Source organism: Microbispora sp. NPDC088329, assembly GCF_040685655.1.
Classification (GTDB): Bacteria; Actinomycetota; Actinomycetes; order Streptosporangiales; family Streptosporangiaceae; genus Microbispora.
The window spans coordinates 184,618-201,143 of the sequence record NZ_JBFBIP010000005.1 but is presented as its reverse complement, the minus strand read 5'-3'; the positions used below and the strand labels follow the sequence as shown (position 1 = coordinate 201,143).

Annotated in this window: 12 protein-coding genes and 1 pseudogene; 5 read left to right on the top strand and 8 right to left on the bottom strand. The window is 72.7% G+C overall.

The features are described 5' to 3' along the window. Positions 1–44: 44 nt before the first annotated feature. Both AB0O28_RS13045 and AB0O28_RS13040 read right to left on the bottom strand, forming a co-directional pair. Positions 45–2,435, bottom strand: coding sequence for an FtsX-like permease family protein (locus AB0O28_RS13045; protein ID WP_363639504.1), 2,391 nt, complete (start codon positions 2,433–2,435; stop codon positions 45–47). After that, positions 2,432–3,166: an ABC transporter ATP-binding protein gene (locus AB0O28_RS13040; RefSeq protein ID WP_363639502.1), complete on the bottom strand. Its 735-nt coding sequence runs from the start codon at positions 3,164–3,166 to the stop codon at positions 2,432–2,434. Before AB0O28_RS13040 ends, AB0O28_RS13045 begins: the two co-directional genes overlap by 4 nt. A gap of 98 nt (positions 3,167–3,264) precedes the next feature. Between AB0O28_RS13040 and AB0O28_RS13035 the strand changes: the two genes are divergently transcribed. Further along, positions 3,265–3,873, top strand: a complete 609-nt coding sequence (locus tag AB0O28_RS13035; protein WP_363639500.1) for a response regulator transcription factor — start codon at positions 3,265–3,267, stop codon at positions 3,871–3,873. A gap of 78 nt (positions 3,874–3,951) precedes the next feature. Then, a pseudogene (locus AB0O28_RS13030) lies at positions 3,952–4,425 on the top strand (IS5 family transposase); the annotation flags it as partial. A 48-nt stretch (positions 4,426–4,473) separates the two neighbouring features. Here AB0O28_RS13030 and AB0O28_RS13025 read toward each other — a convergent pair. The 5 genes from AB0O28_RS13025 to AB0O28_RS13005 form a co-directional block, all read right to left on the bottom strand. Continuing rightward, positions 4,474–4,884 carry a hypothetical protein gene (locus AB0O28_RS13025; RefSeq protein WP_363639498.1) on the bottom strand — a complete coding sequence of 137 codons (411 nt, stop codon included), beginning with the start codon at positions 4,882–4,884 and terminating at the stop codon, positions 4,474–4,476. A gap of 311 nt (positions 4,885–5,195) precedes the next feature. After that, a complete protein-coding gene (locus AB0O28_RS13020; RefSeq protein WP_363639496.1) occupies positions 5,196–7,301 on the bottom strand; it encodes a histidine kinase in 2,106 nt (701 codons plus the stop codon). 83 nt (positions 7,302–7,384) lie between these two features. Next, positions 7,385–7,966, bottom strand: coding sequence for a hypothetical protein (locus AB0O28_RS13015; protein ID WP_363639494.1), 582 nt, complete (start codon positions 7,964–7,966; stop codon positions 7,385–7,387). Further along, positions 7,963–9,048, bottom strand: a complete 1,086-nt coding sequence (locus AB0O28_RS13010; protein WP_363639492.1) for an adenosine deaminase — start codon at positions 9,046–9,048, stop codon at positions 7,963–7,965. The genes AB0O28_RS13015 and AB0O28_RS13010 overlap by 4 nt, the downstream gene beginning before the upstream one ends. Before the next feature lie 81 nt (positions 9,049–9,129). Next, positions 9,130–9,483, bottom strand: a complete 354-nt coding sequence (locus AB0O28_RS13005) for a cupin (protein ID WP_363639490.1) — start codon at positions 9,481–9,483, stop codon at positions 9,130–9,132. A 156-nt stretch (positions 9,484–9,639) separates the two neighbouring features. On the opposite strand from AB0O28_RS13005, the gene AB0O28_RS13000 reads away from it, so the two are divergent. Continuing rightward, positions 9,640–11,961: a hypothetical protein gene (locus tag AB0O28_RS13000; protein WP_363639488.1), complete on the top strand. Its 2,322-nt coding sequence runs from the start codon at positions 9,640–9,642 to the stop codon at positions 11,959–11,961. A 148-nt stretch (positions 11,962–12,109) separates the two neighbouring features. On the opposite strand, the gene AB0O28_RS12995 is transcribed toward AB0O28_RS13000, so the two are convergent. Next, positions 12,110–13,540 carry an MFS transporter gene (locus AB0O28_RS12995; RefSeq protein WP_363639486.1) on the bottom strand — a complete coding sequence of 477 codons (1,431 nt, stop codon included), beginning with the start codon at positions 13,538–13,540 and terminating at the stop codon, positions 12,110–12,112. A 102-nt stretch (positions 13,541–13,642) separates the two neighbouring features. On the opposite strand from AB0O28_RS12995, the gene AB0O28_RS12990 reads away from it, so the two are divergent. Together AB0O28_RS12990 and AB0O28_RS12985 are read left to right on the top strand one after the other, a co-directional pair. Further along, positions 13,643–14,101 carry a MarR family transcriptional regulator gene (locus AB0O28_RS12990; protein ID WP_363639484.1) on the top strand — a complete coding sequence of 153 codons (459 nt, stop codon included), beginning with the start codon at positions 13,643–13,645 and terminating at the stop codon, positions 14,099–14,101. A gap of 376 nt (positions 14,102–14,477) precedes the next feature. Beyond that, positions 14,478–16,508: a sensor histidine kinase gene (locus tag AB0O28_RS12985; protein WP_363639482.1), complete on the top strand. Its 2,031-nt coding sequence runs from the start codon at positions 14,478–14,480 to the stop codon at positions 16,506–16,508. Positions 16,509–16,526 lie beyond the last annotated feature (18 nt).

Below are 16,526 nucleotides of genomic sequence, written 5' to 3'. Positions count from 1 at the left end.
TTCCAGCCTTCGAGGTTGTTTCCGGAGGAGGAGGGTGTGCCCGGTTACTGACGGGCGCCGATGGCCTCGGCGGGGCGGGCGCGCAGGGCGAGACGCGCCGGGAGGCTCGTGGCGACCAGGGCGAGCGCGGCCACGGCGGCGATCACCAGCGCGTAACCGGCCGGGGGGGCGTACGGCAGCGCCGACCCGGTCATCCCCCTGCTGAAGGCCGACAGCGTCATCAGCGCGATGCCGGTCCCGGCGAGCACGGAGACGACCAGCGCGGTCAGGGTCTCCAGGCGGAGCATGCGCAGCACCTGGCGCCTGGTCGCGCCGACCAGGCGGAGCAGGGCCAGCTCCCGCGACCGGTCCGTGGTGGACATGGCCAGCGTGTTGACCACGGCGATCGCGCTGAACGCGATGATCAGGCCCATGGCCACGTAGTTGACCTCGGCGTTCGGCGCCTCCGTCCCGCTCCCTGCCGTCGGCGTCACCACCGGCGCCACGGCGGCCAGGGCCTCGCGTCCGACCGAGGGGGCCTCGACCAGCAGGGTGCCCGAGGGGTCGTCGACATGGGCGGCGACCAGCGCGTACGGCAGGGTCAGGTCGCCGAACCCGAGGCTGCGGGAGTAGATCGCGGCGACCTTCAGCTCGGCCGGGGTCCCGTCGCCCAGAGTGAGCGTGAGAGCGTCACCGGCCGACAGCCCGAGCCTGGAGGCCGCCGACTCGCTCACCGCGACCGAGCGGGCGCCGAACCCGTCGAGCGAGCCGGACACCACCCCGAGGTCCACGGCCCGCCCGAGCGACCGCTCGCCGCCGTCGACGGCCTGCGCGCCGTACTTGTCCAGCCCGACGCGCACGGAGGTGCGGACGACCGAGGTGACGGCCTTCACGCCCGGCACGCGGCGCACCGCGTCCGCCGTCGCGCCGTTCACCACGTAGTCGGCGTGGGTGCCGGCGGCGGCCTGCTCGGCCGACGCGTGCCCCATCGTGGTCTGGGTGAACAGGATGGTGCAGGTCATGGCCACCAGAAGGGTCAGCGGCGCCATCACGGACGCCGTCCGCCCCGGCCCGGCCGCAAGGTTGCGCGCCGCCAGGTGCCCGGCGCGGGACACCCGCAGCGGGACGCGTACGAGGGCGGCCACGACGCGGGCGAGCATCGGGCCGAGCAGGGTGACGGCCACCGTCCAGACGAGCGCGGTCAGCATCGTCACGGGGCTCGACGCCGCCTCGGTCTCGAGTCCCGACAGCACCAGCGTGAGCACGATCCCGCCGGCGACGCACAGGACGCCCGCGATCGACCGGCCGAGGGGCAGCCGGCCCCCGCCCATGGCCGCCTCGCCGAGCGCCTCGACGGGACGGATCCGCACGGTGCGGCGGACCGAGAGGCGGGTCGCGGCCCAGGCCGCCACCACCGCGGCCAGCAGGGCGGCCACCGCCGGGAACGGGCTGACCACCAGGCGCAGGTTCGCCGGCATGGCGCCCAGCTCGACGAACCGGCCACGCAGCCAGAACCCCAGGCCGATGCCGGCGGCCGAGCCGATGACACCGGCCGCCAGGCCGACCATCAGCGACTCGCCGCCCAGCAGCCTGCGCACCTGACCCGGCGTGGCGGCGACCGCCCTGAGGAGGGCGATCTCACGTCGTCGCTGCTGCACCGCGAGGGCGGAGGTGCCGGTCACGACGAGGATAGCCACCAGCAGGGACGTGCCGCCGAGCGCGCCGCCCAGGCTGATCAGCCGCACCCGCGCCTGCTCCGCGTCGAGGAACTCCACCGTGCCGCGCTCGTCCCCGGTGTGGGCCACGAGGCGATCACCGAGCACCGGCGCCACGTCCACCGCGGGGAACACGCCGATCGCGGTCACCTGCCCAGGACGGCCGGCCAGCCGGAGGGCCTCGGACGTCGAGAAGAACACCGTGTCCTGGCTCGGCAGGGCCTGGGCGGTGACCCCCACGACCCGGTACGCCTTCCCCCCGACCCGCAGGGCCGAGCCCGTGGACAGGCCGGAGCGCGCGTCCACGACCACCTCGCCGTCCGCGCGCGGCGGGCGTCCCCGGGCGATGGTGAACGGCGTGAGCTCCGCCGACTCCCACCCGTGCCCGAGAGCGTGTCCGTTCACCGGGAACGTCACCTCGGTGAGCACCTTCGAGACGCCGGGCAGGCCGCTCAGCTTCGCGGCCGTCGCCTCCGGGATCCAGACCCGCTCGGACAGCGGCTTGGCCTTCGACTTGACCTTCCCGGAGGACTTGGTCACGGTCTCGTGGACGTTCTGGTCGCCGGCGACGATCAGCGGTGCGCCCGCGTAACGCTCCGGTGCGACCCCGCCCCGCAAGCCGGTCTCCAGCAGCATCAGGCACGCGCACACCAGCGCGGCCGCGCACACCAGCGCCACGAACGCGCCCGCGAACGCCGCCCTGCGGTGCCGCAGGGTCTTCAACGCGATTCCGGTGATCATGCTGCGTACGCCCCCAGCCTGGTCATGCGCTCGGCGACCTTCTCGGAGCTCGGCGCGGCCATCGCGTCCACGATCCGGCCGTCCGCGAGGAACAGGACGGTGTCGGCGTAGGAGGCGGCCACCGGGTCGTGGGTGACCATCACCACGGTCTGGCCGAGTCCGTCCACCACCTCCCGCAGCAGCCGGAGCACGTCACGGGCCGTCATCGTGTCCAGCGCGCCGGTCGGCTCGTCGCCGAAGACCACCTGCGGCCGGGTCACCAGCGCCCTCGCGATGGCGACCCGCTGCTGCTGCCCGCCGGACAGCTGGGCGGGGCGGTGCCCGGTCCGGCCCGTCAGCCCCACACGGCCCACGATCTCCTCAAGCCACGCCCGGTCGACCCGCGCGCCGGCGAGCCGCATCGGCAGCGTGATGTTCTCCAGCACGGTCAGGGACGAGACCAGGTTGAACGCCTGGAACACGAAGCCGACCCGCTGCCTGCGCAGCTCCGTCAGCCGGGTCTCGTCCATGCCGGACAGCTCGCTGCCGCCCAGCCGCACCGAGCCGGAGGAGGGGGTGTCGAGCCCCGCCGCGCAGTGCAGGAACGTGCTCTTGCCCGAGCCCGACGGTCCCATCACGGCGGTGAAGCTTCCCCCGGGGATGGTCACCGAGACCTCGCGCAGGGCGGCCACCGCCCCCTGCCCCTTTCCGTACACCTTGCTCACTGCGTCAAGGCGAAGCACCTCTGTCATGTGCTCAAGCCTGCCGATCAACGGTCATGTGCCCCAGAGACGGCCTCACCGCCTGCCCATGACGTCGTCATGATCCGGACACTGGTAGACATATGCGCGTGATTCGCGTACTTCTCGCCGAGGACCAGCACGTGATCAGGAGCGCCCTCGCCGCCCTGCTCGCGCTGGAGGAGGACCTGGAAGTCGTCGCGACCGTGGAATCCGGAGAGGCCGCCCTGTCCGCCGCGCTGGTCCACCACCCCGACGTCGCCGTCCTCGACATCGACATGCCCGGCAGGCTGGACGGCCTGGCGGCCGCGGCCGAGCTCCGTACGCGCCTGCCCGCCTGCCGCGCTCTGATGCTGACCGCGTACGGCAAGCCGGGGCACCTGCGACGCGCCCTCGGCTCAGGTGTCGCCGGATTCGTGCTGAAGACGGCGCCGCCGGACGAACTCGTGGCCGCCATCCGCAAGGTCGCGGCCGGCGAGCGGGTGCTCGACCCCTCGCTCGCCGTCACCGCCTGGGACCTGTCGGACAATCCGCTCACCCCGCGCGAGGCGGACGTGCTTCGCCTGGTCGCCTCCGGTGCGAACGCGACGGAGGTCGCCGCACGGCTCCACCTGGCCGCCGGCACCGTGCGCAACTACCTCACCGGAATCGTCACCAAGCTCAACGCCCGCAACCGGACCGACGCCGTGCGCATCGCCACCGAGGCCGGCTGGATCTAGGGCCGGCCGGATCTAGGCCGTGTCTTCGATGTATTTTCCCGGGGCGAAAGGCCAGGCGCCGGCGAGCCATACGATCACGCCCTCGCCCGATCACGCGGCGGACTGACCAGCGAGCTCATCTGGCCTGCGACGGTGCAGGCCGGCCGCCGGCGTTCCTGGTGACCGGCGGGAACGTCAACGACTGCACCCGCCTGCAGCAGGTGCTGCAGGCCATTCGCGTTCCCCGCCTCAGCCGCGGCCGGCCCCGCACTCGTCCCGTCCACGTGGTGGCCGGCAAGGGGTACAGCTCCCGCGCCGCCGCAGCTCCTGCGGCGGCGCGGGATCAGTCACACGATTCCCGAGCGGGCCGATCGGATGGCCGGCCGTGCCAGGCGGGGCAGCAAGGGCGGTCGCCCGCCCGTCTTCGACGCTCAGGTCTACAAGCGTCGCAACGTGGTCGAACGCTGCTTCAATCAGCTGAAACAGTTCCGCGCCCTGTCCGCCCGCTACGACAAGACCGCCACCTCATACACAGCCGTGGTCACCATCGCAGCACTCCTGCTGTGGCTCTGACTGATCACTGTGAAGACAGGCCCCAGGACGTCGGTGACGACGAATCGCTTACCCGCATTCGTTCCTCCAGTACCTGAGGGCGTCGTCGACGTCATAGCGGTTTACGAGACCGTCGAACTGCAACCAACGGACCCGGATGCCATCCATGTGCGCGAATTCCGCGGGATTGTCGACGAAGTACCTGGCAGCCTCTCTGACATCTGCGGGGATGGAGTAGGGGCCGGATCCGTTGGCGACGCGCGTCATGTCCTCCATGTTTATTACGCCGTCTGCCTCGGGGCGGGTGTACGCGCCGGTGTCGAATGCCTGGAAGTTGGCCTGGACAATCGTCGCGTTGCGGGTAGAGGCCGGGCACGACCCCGCCGCACTCGCAGTCCCGGCGCCGAGGGTTAACGTGCCGGCGACGACGGCTCCCATCGTGCCGGCTACCCATAGTGCACGCAGGCGTTCTCTGATCATTGAAGTCACCTTCCTTTGGTGATGATGCGGACGGAGACGAAGTCCATGCATGGTGCTGTCCTCCGAATTACCGATGTGCCACGAGCTGACTTCGTGAGTTGACCGTGTTTGCCGCTCGCTGTGAGAAAGATATGGGTGGAGGGCCCCGTTCCGAATCACTGCGTAGGGGGACATTGCGCGTAGCTCGCATGAGGGATAAGCGCGGCACCAAGAAGGTCCAGAGATCGCTAGGTTCTGAGCCATGTCGGGGATCCCGCGGCGGACTGACCAGCGAAATTCATCTGGCCTGCGACGGTGCAGGCCGGCCGGATCTAGACCCGCGCGGGCGCCGGCACCCGGTACGGCACGCACGCGTCGAGCGTGAAACCGTCGCCGTCGGCGTGCGCGGTCAGCCGGCCGTCCAGGGCGGCGAGGCGGGTGGTCAGGTTGCCGATGCCGGACGACCCCCGCCGCGTCGTCCTGTGACGCACCCCGTCGTTGTGGACCCGCAGCCGCAGCCCGCTCTCGTCCGCTCGCATCGTGATCGCGCAGTGGCGGGCCTCGCTGTGCCTGAGCACGTTGGTCACGGCCTCCCTGAGCACGGTGCCCAGCACGGTCTCGACCTCGGCGGGCAGGTTCAGCTCGATCGGCTCCACGGTCACCCGGATCCCGGCGGCCGACAGCACCGTGCGCGCCGACTCCACCTCGGCCGCCAGGGACAGCTCCCGCTGCTCGCCCGAGACGGACCGCAGGTCCGCCCGCGCGCTCTCGGCCATGGCGACGATTTCCTCGACCCGCTCCGGCGGGCATCCCAGGCGGCGGGCCAGCTCACAGGTGAGAAGGATCGCGGCCAGGGAGTGCCCGAGCAGGTCGTGCAGGTCGCGCGCGGCGCGCAGGCGCTCCTCGACGATCGCGGAGCGGGCCAGGCTCTCCCTCGCGGCCTGGAGCTCCTTGACGATCTGGGCCAGGCGGAGCAGGGCGTAGACCACCAGCCCGGTGACGAGCGCGCTGACCGTGCTGTTGGCGAGGACCGGGCCGGGCAGGCCGAACAGCGCCCCGGCGGCGGCGACGCTCGCCACGATCGCCGCCGCCGCCGGCCACGCGGCCCGCCAGGGGAACGCGAGCAGGACGGGCCCGGCGAGGAAGCCCGCCACTCCGAGCCAGACGGGCCCGAACACCGGGATGGGCGCGTACGTGAGCACCGCCATCACCCCCAGCGCCACCATGTGACGCCCGTTGACGGAGCGCAGCTGCATCACGACGATCACGGTGAGGCACACCGCGGCCGGGATGACGAGGGCGCCGGGGAGCTGAAGCAGCGCCTTGACGCTGAAGCCCACGAGGACGGCCGCGAGCACCGCGACCGACACGGCGTACGACGCGTCGTGGGCGAGCTTCGGCAGAAGCCACCGCCGCCTCGCGTTCTCAGGGGTTTGCGGCGCCTGGCCGTCGCCGGCGCCCGCCTCGGGGGAAGGGTCGCGGGGAAGGGCCGCCTCCACGACGAAGCGCCCCGCAGGAGACAGGCCTCTGGTGAGAGTGCCGCCCGCCTCCTCGAGGCGGAGACCGTCGAAGTCCGCGCCCTCCGCGGTGCGACGTCCGTCGTCGGCGACGCGCAGCCGCACCCGGTCTGCCTGCTCGCTCGTCTCGATGACGCAAAGCCGGGCGGTGCCCCGCCGTACGACGTCGGTGACGGCCTCGCGGAGCACGCTCGCCAGCAGCGCCCCGCCGGGCCCGAGCGGCTCGGTGTGGCCGCCGCGCACCTCGACGGCGATCCCCGCGGCGTCGAGCATGGCCCGCGCCGTGACCAGTTCGGGCGCGAGGGAGGTGGCGCGGTAGTCCGCGGAGGCGGCGCGGGCGTCGGTCAGCGCCGCACGCGCGGTGGCGGTCACCGAGGCCAGCACCTCGGCCGCGCCGTCCGGCTCCGCGAGCGCGCGGCGACCGCCCTCGACGATGACCTCCAGACTCCGGCCGAGGCCGTCGTTCAGTTCGGCCGCCAGACGCAGCCTCTCGGCGGCCACGGCCGCGGCGGCCAGCGAGAGCCGGGCGGCGTGCATCTCGCCCGCGCGCTCGACGAGCCGGGCGAGGCCGAAGACGACCAGCGCGACGAGCACCACGGTGATCGTCGCGTCGGCCGTCGCCCCGCCGCGGGCGGCGTCGATCAGCGCCACGCTCACCACCACGAGCGGCGCGAGCGCACGCGCCCGCGTCAGCAGCAGCGAACCGGCGAGGAAGCCCAGAATCCCGGTGGAGACGCCGCCGGCGACGGTCGCCGTGTACACGAGGGCGGCCTGGACGGCGAGCAGCCACCACGCCCTGATCCGCAACAGGTAGACGACCTGCACCCCGAACACCGCCACCGCGATCGGCGCACCCGCGACAACGTAGACGCTCGCGAGCGCGGCCAGCACAACGACGACGATCATCCGCGCCAGACGCACTCAGACCCCTTCTGCAAACGATTACCGATCCGGCGTCGCGCGGCACCACGCAGCGGCGCCCGCTCCCCGATGCCTCTACCTGGTCAGGAGACGACGAAGGCGGTCACGACCAGGGCGACCGCGGCGGCGACGGCCGCCAGGGCGGACGGCGACCAGGTGACGCGCGTCTCGCCGGAGGAGTTCTCCCGGCGTGACCGGCTCATCTCGGTGAGCTGGTCGGCCACCCAGTCGGCGTGGGTGCGGGCGCCGACGGCCTCCGCCGCCGCCCGCTCGGCCCGGTTCGACGACCTCGCCGCCTTGGCGGCCCGCCCCGCGGCCTTGACCCGTTCGCGGGCCGTCGCCTGGGGCGTCCAGCAGCGCACGGTGGTGTCACCCGACTCGATCACGATGGCGTTGGTGACGGACACGTCGTCCACACCGCCCCAGGGGACGTAGGCGTTCTTCAGCACGTTGCGCACGCGGACGCCGCCCTCCTCCAGGACGACGGCGGGCCGCAGCGCCATCACGAAAACCAGTGCCGTGATGACGCCGAGCACCGCGCCCGCGATCAACGCGCTGGGAATGCTGCCGTGAGCGGTCAAATCCCAGACGTTCCAGGCGGCGAACAGCATCCAGGCCCAGCCGAACAGCCAGGCCGCCTTCGACCGGTAGACCCGCGGCTTCACGCGCGCCACTTCATCTGCGCGTAGCCGGGTTTGATCACGCCGTTGATCAGCGCGAGCCGTTCGTCGAACGGGATGAAGGCCGACTTCATCGCGTTGACCGTGAACCACTGCAGGTCGTCCCAGTCGTAGCCGAACGCGTCGACCAGCTTGGCGAACTCCTGCGACACGCTCGTCCCGCTCATCAGCCGGTTGTCGGTGTTGACCGTCACCCGGAAGTAGAGGCGGCGCAGCAGGCCGATCGGGTGCTCGGCGATCGACGGGGCCGCCCCCGTCTGCAGGTTCGAGGTGGGGCACATCTCCAGCGGGATGCGCTTGTCGCGGACGTACGCCGCCAGCCTGCCGAGCTTGGCCTCGCCGTCGTCCGGCACCGTTATGTCGTCGATGATCCGCACCCCGTGGCCCAGCCGGTCGGCGCCGCACCACTGGATGGCCTGCCAGATCGACGGCAGCCCGAAGCCCTCCCCCGCGTGGATCGTGAAGTGGGCGTTCTCCCGCTGGAGGTACTCGAACGCGTCCAGGTGCCGGGTGGGCGGGTAGCCGGCCTCGGCCCCTGCGATGTCGAACCCGACCACGCCGAGGTCCCGGTAGCGCACGGCGAGCTCGGCGATCTCCATCGAGCGGGCCTGGTGGCGCATGGCCGTCAGCAGGGTGCCCACCCGGATCCGCGGCCTGCCGTCGGGCCCGGCCGAGCCCAGCCGGAAGCCCTCGAGCACGGCCTCCACGACCTGGTCCAGCGACAGGCCCTGGGAGGTGTGCTGCTCCGGGGCGTACCGGACCTCGGCGTACATCACACCGTCGTCCGCCAGGTCCTCGGCGCACTCCGCGGCCACTCTGACCAGTGCCTCGCGGGTCTGCATCACCCCGACGGTGTGCGAGAACGTCTCCAGGTAGCGCTCCAGCGAACCGGAGTCCGCCGCCTCCCTGAACCAGACCGCCAGCTCGGCGGGGTCGTACGTGGGCAGCGTGTGGCCGCAGTCGCGGGCGAGGTCGACGATCGTTCCGGGGCGCAGGCCGCCATCGAGATGGTCGTGCAGAAGCACCTTGGGCGCCCTGCGGATCTGCTCCAGGCTGGGCCTGCTCATGCGCCCTCCTCGCCACGGTCGTTCACCTGGCAATCCTAGCCGTGGACCGGACGGGAGCGGATTCCCAGAACCTGCCGATCGTCACTCCTCGCGGTTGGCGGTATCCGGGGAGAACGCGGGCAGGCAGACGGCCACGTACTCCGCGCCGGACGGCCCGGAGCTGTAGCGGATCTTCTCCCCGGGCTCGCTGACGAACGCCTGGCCGGCCTCGACCACGGTCGTGCCGCCCGCGTGCTCCACCACGACCGACCCCTTGAGCACCAGCGTGTACTCGGCGAACCCGGGGGTCTGCGCGGGCTCCTCCCAGCCGGCCGGGGCCACCATGTGCGCGATGGAGACCTGCTCGTCGCCGCTGTTGACGCGACCGACGTACTCGTCAATGACCTTGCCGCCCGGCACCGGGATGCGGGTGGGGCCCTCGATCCTCCTGACCATGCCGACCAGTGTGGCAGTTGATCAAAAATCCCGTTATATGGGCACATCCGCACTACGCTTGAGCAGCCGCAGAGGCGAGAGAAACCGCCGCGCCGGGGGTGGACACGTGAACCAGACACGACACGCGCCTCGTCGCCGTACGGGCGAGGAGCCACGGTGAGAGATCTGCCCGGCTTCGACGCCTTCGCCGTCGACCAGGCCAAGCCGCTCGCCCGTACAGCCCTGTCGCTGACGGGAGACCCGGCGGCCGCCCGCGCGCTCGTGGTGACCGCGCTCGCGGCCGTGGCGGCCAAGTGGAGCACCGCACGCTGGTCGTTTCCGGCCCATGCCGCCCGCCAGGCGATGTATCGGGCGTACCTGAAGCGCTCGCGGGCCCGCGGCTCCACACGTGGGCCCGGCCCGCATGCGATCGTCACCCACGGCACGGACACGGCGGCCCTCGCGCAGGCGCTGACCGGACTGACGCCGCGGCGGCGCGCCCTGGTCGTGGCCTGTTTCCACGACGGGCACACCACAGGGCAGGCGGCCGACCTGTGCCGCATGGACGCGCCCACGGCCGGCACCGAGATCGTGCTCGCCGTCGCCGAGCTGCGAAACCGCCTTCCCGCCTCGTTCGTCTCGGGCACGGCGCGGGAGGCCGGGCAGTCCCCGTCCGCGTCCGCGCCGGAGGGGGTCTCGTCCCGGGAACCCGTACCGGACGAGAGGCCACCGAAGATCGACCGGCGAGGCGAGGCGCCGGAGAACGAGGACGCGGACACGAGCCCGGCAGGCACAACCGACGCGGACACAAACAACCCGAACGCAACCGACGCGGACACGAGCGGCCCGGACACAAACAGCGCGGACACAAACAGGGCGGACACGAGCGGCGCGGCGACCGATCCCTCACCAGCCCCGGGGGCGTCCCCGGCAGAGGCGGCCCGCTCCTCGCACGCCCCCTGGGCCTCGCCGTCGGAGGCGGGCCCGCAGAGCTCCTGGGCGTCGCCGTCTGAGGCGGCCACGCAAAGCCCCTGGGCCGCGCCGTCGGAGGCGACCGCCCCCTCGCGTGTCCCCTGGATCTCCCCCCACGAGGTGAGCCCGGCCGCCGGACCGTCAGCCGAGCCCGCCGCCTTCGCCATCGCATCGGGCCGGACGGCGCCGTATCACGCCACTCCCTCCTTCGGCCCACCGGAGGCCGCGCCTGCCGCGGCGCCGTTCGCCGTCTCCGCCTCTCCCGCCTTCCCCGGCGCACGCACCGGCGCGGACGGCCGGGGCGACGGCCCGTGGGAGGCCGCGCTGCGCAGGGAGCTGGCCGCACTGTCGGCGGCGACGCCCGCGCCCGACCCCCTCCCCCTCGCCGCCGAGGCCGCGCGGACCGGCCGGCAGCACGGCACACGTCGTCGCGCCGTGGTCACCGGCATGAGTGTCACGCTCGCCGCACTGGTCGTCGTCCCCCTCGCCTTCGCAGCGGCGGGCCTGGCCGGGCGCGTGGGGCGAAGCACGGCCGGCACCCCCGGAGCCCCTGACATGAGCGCCGCGAGTCCCGCGCCGCTGCCCGCCTCCCTGCCCGCCCCCGTACGCTTCGCCTACCAGGGGTATTGCACACGGCGCGACTGGGACCCGGTCACCGAGGAGTTCGCGGACGGCTGCGACCAGTGGCGGGTGGTGACGACCACGGGTGAGCAGTGGCGATTGGCGGACCCGGTCCCCGACCTCAGCGACGGCTGGCAGCCCCTTGTGGCGATCAGCAGGGACGGCGACCGCATGGCCTTCTTCAGCGAGGCGTCGTCCGATTTCGCCGTTTTCGACCGGACTGACACCACGGCGAAGAGGACCGGAATGGCCCCACTCCTTGACGAGGTGTCGCCGGAGGACATCCACCTGGCCCTCTCCCCCAACGGCCGGTGGATGGCCGCCGACTTCGGCCCGGACGCCGGCGCGGTCTCTCCACGCGTGCAGAACCTCACCAGCTATCGCGTCCGGACGTTGCCCCGGCGGATGCGGGTCCTGGCGGTCGCGGACGACGGCACGGTGACGGGCACGGCCACGTGGGACACCGACGCCGTTCCCGGCCGGGTCAGCACGACCGTCCTGCTGCGGATGCGGCCGAACGGGCGGACACTGAGCCGTGCGCCGATCGACTCGGCGCTGTTCGAGAGCGGCGCCGCCGTCTCCCCGGACGGGCGTGCCGTCGCCGTGACGGCCGAGCGCTCCCACCCGGCCGAGGGCGACCACGGCCTGCTGGTCACCCTCGACTCGGTCACCGGCCGCGTGCTCACCCGGCGAGAGGCGGCGCTTCCCGAGGACGCCCACATCATCGGCGTACGCGGCTGGGCGGGTGACCACGAGGTGATCGTCGAGGCGGCGCGTCCCGGCGAGGACGACGACGAGGACTACTCGGTCCACGCCGTCGACGTGCGCACCGGCGCCGCCCGGCAGATCAATCTGGACGAGGCGGGCGGTGTGCCCGGTCTCTGGGCCCCCGGCGCGCTGCGCTGACCCCCACAGCCGCTGACCCGTACGACCGCCGCTACGGCCACTGATCCGTACAGCCACGGTGATCCGAGCGGCGCCGGCCCGCGCGGTGACGCCGACGGCGGAGAGGAGAGCCCTCTCCGCCGACGACGACACGGAACCGGCGGACGGATCAGACCGCCTCCAGCACCGGTTCCTCCCGCGCCTTCTCGACCGGCTCGACCGGCTGCCGCCCGAACCGCAGCCCGGTGAGGGCGACGACCAGGCCGACAAGGGCGAACCCGGCCGAGACCACGATCGCGGCGCGGAAGCGGGCGATCGGGTCGCCGCCGTCCGCCCCCGAGGTCAGGACGGCGGTGACGATCGCCAGCACCACGGCTCCGCCGACCTGGCCGGAGGTGTTCAACAGGCCAGAGGCGAGCCCCTGCTCCTCGTCGCCGACCCCGGCGGTCGCCTGGATGTTGAGCGAGGGGAACGACAGCGCGAACGCGATGCCCAGCAGGACCATGCCCGGCAGCACCATCGTGAGCAGGCTGGGGTGGAGATCCACCCGCAGGAAGACCGCGTACCCCGCGAGCAGCGCCACCGAGCCCACCACGATCAGCCGCGCGGTGCCGAAGCGGTCGGCGAACCCGCCCATCTTGGTCGAGCTGATCGCGACCAGCAGCCCGGACGGCAGGAACGCGAGGGCGGTCTCCAGGGCACTCCAGCCCAGCAGATTCTGGAAGTACTGCATCGCCACGAACTGGAAGCCGACGTACGAGCCGAACAGGATGACCAGTCCGAAGTTGGCCCGGGCGAGCGGCGCGGAGCGCAGGATGCCGAGGCGGACCAGCGGGTGCCGCACCCGGCGCTCCAGCCAGACGAACAGGCCGATCAGGGCGGCGGCCGCGGCGAGCGACAGCACGGTGCGCACCACGCTCACCTTGGGCGCCTCCACCACGGCGAAGACCAGGAGCAGCATGGCCGCGGTGATGGTCGCGGCGCCGAGGAGGTCCTGACCGCCCTCGCCACGCTCCTCACCCCGCTTGAGCAGCCGCGCCCCGGCCACCAGAGCGATGATCGCGACGGGCACCGGCATGAGGAACGTCCAGCGCCAGCCGATCTCGGTGAGCACGCCGGACAGGACCAGCCCGAGCGAGAACCCGCTGGCGCCGCAGGCGGTGAAGATGCTCAGGGCCCGGTTGCGTGCGGGACCCTCGGCGAAGGTCGTGGTGATGATGGACAGCGCGGCGGGCGCGGTGAACGCGGCGCTGACGCCCTTCACGAACCGGGCCGCGATCAGCAGCGTCCCGTCGCTCATCAGCCCGCCGAGCAGCGAGGCGACCGCGAAGACGGCCAGGGCGGTCAGGAAGACCCGGCGGCGGCCGAGCAGGTCGGCGGTCCGGCCCCCGAGCAACAGCAGACCGCCGTACCCCAGCACGTAGCCGCTCACCACCCACTGCAGCGAGGAGGTGGACATCCCGAGATCGGCCTGGATGGACGGAAGCGCCACCCCGACCATCGACACGTCAAGGGCGTCGAGGAACACGACGGCGCAGAGGACGGTGAGGGCACCCCACAGGCGGGCCCCCCAGCGCTCGTCCTGAATGGAGGAAGACATGGCACGGAAACTTACATGCACATGCATTCAATGCACAAGCAATTAATGCGTTTGCATCTAATGTGTGCGCATGGTATGGTCGCGCCAGAAAGGCGGTCTCGCATGAACGACATCGACACCGGCTTCGTGGTCATGGCCTGGCGCGAACTGCTCGCCCGGCACGCGCAGGTGTCGTGCGCGCTGGAGCGGGAGCTGAGCGACAAGCACGGGCTCGGTGTGAGCGAGTTCGAGGTGCTGGAGCGCCTGGTGGAGGCGCAGTCGCCCTGCGCGGATCCGGGGGCGGCCAAGTTCCGCGTGCAGGAGCTCGCCGACCAGGTTCACCTGAGCCAGAGCGCGCTGTCGCGCCTCATCGCCCGGCTGGAGCGTGAGGGACTGGTCGCCCGCGCGATGTGCGAAGCGGACAGGCGCGGCGTGTTCGTGCACGTCACCGAGGAAGGGCGGCGGCGGCACGCGGAGGCGACCCCCACGCACCGGGCCGTCCTGTCCGCGCACCTGTTCCCGCACCTCGTGAACGCCGGTTTCGCGCCTCCCGGCCCGGACGAGGCGGCTCGCCCCGCCTGACCGCATCCATCGCCCGCCTGACCTGGCTCGCCTGACCGCGACCACCCCACCCCCGCCCGCTCGGCCTGGTCCGATCCGCCCGGCCGAGCGCGCCGCTTCGCCGGGACCCGCACGACGGTGCCGCTTGACGGTGCCGCTTGTTGCGGTCGGTGACGGCGGGCGGTCAAAAGAGGATCCGCGCCGAGGGGGCCGGCGCCGCGTACCGCTCGGCGTCCGCGCGCCGGCGGACCACCGCAATGCTCCCTCGCGGATCACCGCGGCGCGGGTTGGGCACCCCTCCCCGATAACGGCATCACCACAATGGCCGCAAATCTCGACCTTTACCCACTTTTCCGAGCACCCTGAGACCAGGCAGGAACGTGAAAGCGGGGGCGCGATGGCGTGGGCAGCCCGTGCGGCCGCCGTCGCCATGGCCGTGGTGTCCGCGGTGCTCGTGGTCGCGGCGCTGTCGGCGCTCGCGGAGCTCCCGCCGGAGTGGCGGGTGTCGGAGACGGTCACGCCGATGATGCCGGCGGGGGTGACCTTCCCTGCGGTCGGCGCGTTCCTCATCGCCTACCGGCCCCGGCTCACGCTGGCCTGGCTGATGTGCGCGGGCGGGCTCGCGGGCGCCGTCTACGACTTCTGCCAGCTCACGATGCTCGCGTCGATGGCGCGCGGGAACACCGCGGTGGCGGAGCTCCTGAGATTCCCCGCACAGGTCGGCTGGGCGGTGAGCGGCATCACGCTGGAGACACTCCTGCCGTTGTACTCCCCGGACGGCAGGCTGCCCTCGCCGCGCTGGCGGGGGGTGGTGCTGCTCGGGGTGACGTCCGTCGGAACCAGGTTGGCATGCCAGTTCGTGCGGCCGGACCCGCCCCTCGAGGGCTACCCGCTCCCCGCGGTCATCCACAATCCGCTGCAGATCCCGGCCCTGGCGCCGTACATGCCGGCGACAGAGGTAGCGGTCTGGACGGCGATCGCCGTGTCGCTGGCGCTGGCGGCGCTGTCGCTGCTGCTGCGTTTCCGCCGGGCCGATCCGGTCGGCAGGCGACAGATCGGCTGGCCGCTGTTCGCGTTCGCGGGATACGTCGCCTTCTCGCTCGTGGGCTTGGCCGCGCCGGAACTGTACTGGCTGTCGGTCGTCTGGGCGGCGCTCATCCCCGTAGCGTTGGTGTTCTCGGTGACGCGCCACCGGCTGTACGGCATCGACACCGTCATCAGCCGGGCCTTCGTCGCCGCGGGACTGCTGGCGGTGGTCGGCGGGGTCTACTTCGGTGTGGCCGCGCTGTCGAGCCTGATCGTGTCCGGGTACGACCAGGTCGCCGGGCTCGTCTCCGCTCTGCTCACAGGCGCGTTCTTCCGGCCGTTGCGCCGGATGCTGCAACGGGCCGTCGACCGCCTGCTCTACGGCCCGGTGGGCGACCCGCGCCTGCTCGCCGAGCGGCTGGTTCAGGAGGTGCGCCGGGGCGATCCGGCGCAGGCGCTGGAGTCGGTGATCGGCGTGCTGCGTGAGGGCCTCGCGGTGCAGGGCGTCGCGGTGGAGGTGACCGGAGACGAGCAGGGGCGCGCGGTCAGCGTGATGAGCACGGTCAGCGGCCGGGTGGGCGACTCTCCACGTGAGGTGCCGCTGGTCTGGCACGGCGAGCGGGTGGGACGGCTGCTGGTCGGCCCACCCGCCCCGCGGCGCTTCCCCGCCGCACACGACGAGCGGGTGCTGGCCACGCTGGCCCCCTACGCGGCGGACGTGGCGCACGCGGCGCGGATGGCGGCGGACCTGCAGCGCTCCCGGGAGCGCATCCTGGCCGCCCGGGAGGAGGAGCGGCGGCGGCTTCGCCGCGACCTGCACGACGGTCTGGGCCAGACGCTCGGCGCGATGGCCATGACCGTCGCCATGGCCCGGGTCAGCCTCGAGACCTCTCCGGAGACCGCGGACCGGCTGTTGCGCGAGTTGCGTTCCGGCATGGACGCGGTCACGAGCGACGTCCGGCAACTCGTGTACGGCCTGCGCCCGCCCGCCCTGGACGATCTGGGCCTGGCCGCCGCCGTACAGGCGCTGGCCGGGCCGGATGCTCCCGAGGGCCCGGCCACGGTGGTGAGCGTCGAGGGTGAGCTGAGCGATCTGCCCGCCGCCGTCGAGGTGGCCGTCTACCGGATCGCGCAGGAGGCGCTGACCAACGTCCGGCGCCACGCGCGCGCCACCCGTGTCCGGGTCGAGCTGCGCCGCGAGCCCGCGACGCTGCGCCTGCTGATCAGCGACGACGGCGTGGGCCTGCCGCCGGAGCGCCGCCCGGGCGTCGGCCTGGCCTCCATGCGCGAGCGGACGGCGGAGCTGGGCGGGGTCTGCCTCGTCACCGGCGAACCGGGAGCGGGCACCACGGTGGAGGTCGTGCTTCCCATTCCGGCGACCGGCACGCACACGGCCCCCTGAGAGGCGCGATCGGAAGAC